Annotated in this window: 1 protein-coding gene; it reads left to right on the top strand. The window is 47.4% G+C overall.

The features are described 5' to 3' along the window. Positions 1-106: 106 nt before the first annotated feature. A partial coding sequence (locus tag ACYVRH_RS13910) for a tRNA modification GTPase (RefSeq protein WP_461257480.1) occupies positions 107-694 on the top strand: 588 nt, incomplete at its 3' end.

Here is a 694-nt window from a genome sequence, read left to right as displayed (position 1 = left end):
AGCCAGTATATTTTAATTTACGGGTTCCTGTGTTATGCGATTATGAGCTTATGGGTTTCCGTAGCCGCTCCATGGCTCTTTATTAAAATACGTCTCGCCGGCCTAAATGACTCAACGGAAGAAAATGACAAGCGGCAATAGTAACGCGTCTTATGGCGATGAATCCCCTATTGCCGCTTTTGCGACCACCCCCGGTAATAGCGCGTTAACGCTGATTCGCTTATCGGGAAAAGGTTCAATAGAATTAGCGTCATCAGTATTTGCGGCGGCAAGAACAAAAAATAGTTCGCTTAAAGAGAATACATCGCCGCTTGCGACCGCTCCCGGAAACACGGTTATTCACGGCTGGATTGTCTCAAAGACAAAAGAGTTTGCAACTGACAAAATAGACGATGTGCTTATCTCTGTTTTTCGCGCTCCAAAAAGTTACACGGGAGAGGACAGCCTTGACATTTGCTGCCACGGCGGCATCGCAGTAGGGAAGGCCGTAATGACTGCGTTGAAAAGCGCCGGTTTCCGTGACGCACTGCCCGGTGAGTTTACCTTCCGCGCATTTATGAACGGCAAATTCGATCTTACAAAAGCTGAATCCGTTATGGAACTTGTTTCCGCAAAGACAGAAACAAGCCGCCGCCACGCGGTCTCTCGCCTGTCAGGCTCTCTGTACGAAGAAATTGACAGTATTAAAAAATTA

It is taken from the genome of Treponema sp. R80B11-R83G3 (assembly GCF_054786115.1).
The sequence above is the reverse complement of the archived record's forward strand: the minus strand, read 5'-3'. Positions and strand labels throughout refer to the sequence as shown.